A 751-nucleotide genomic window follows, 5' to 3' on the forward strand; every position below is an offset into this window, starting at 1 on the left:
ATTGAAGTAGGTGCTCCTTCATAAATATCTGGAGCCCACATATGAAAAGGAACAATAGCGATTTTAAATGCAAAGCCTGCAATTAAAAATATCATACCTAGTATTTCTAATGGTGCTACTTGTCCTGTTCCCAATACTTCTGCAATTTCTTTAATAACCGTTGTTTGAGTGATACCATATATTAAACTTAATCCATACAAGAAAATTGCTGAAGACATGGCACCTAAAATAATATATTTTAAACTTGCCTCTTTTGATTTTTTATCACCCTTGTAAGCAATTAGAACACAAAAAGATATAGTCATTAACTCTAGTCCTACATATATGGTAATGAGTTCTCCTGAGGATACCATAATCATCATCCCGAGCAGTGCCGAAACAATTAAGGCATAAAACTCTCCTTGCTTAGAAACTAAATGATCTTTAGAAATTAATACTATTAAAACCGCAGCTATTAAAAATAGCTGCTTAAAAAAAGTGCTAAAAGAATCATTGATATAAGCTCCGCCAAACAAGGTTTGCGGCTGGCCTCCATTAAACAAAGAAATCATCAAAATTATAAAAAGACCTATTCCTGTTAATAACCCTAACTTTTCTTTATACTTCGGCAACGATAAACTTGCTACCAAAAGTACAAGACATAACCCTGTAGTTAAAAGTTCAACTATATAACTCATAATTAAAATCCTCCCATTATCATTCCTATGTCTGATATCTTACCCATAAGTGACATTGCTCCACTATGAATAAG

The 751-nt window shown here is 32.8% G+C and carries 1 protein-coding gene; it reads right to left on the reverse strand.

The genetic code is table 11. The features are described from left to right. Positions 1 to 677: proton-conducting transporter membrane subunit (locus COL3_RS26785; protein ID WP_278286717.1), on the reverse strand; the 677-nt coding region annotated here is incomplete at its 3' end. Positions 678 to 751: the final 74 nt, after the last annotated feature.

This window comes from Clostridium sp. LS, assembly GCF_002760435.1.
Classification (GTDB): domain Bacteria; phylum Bacillota; class Clostridia; order Clostridiales; family Clostridiaceae; genus Clostridium.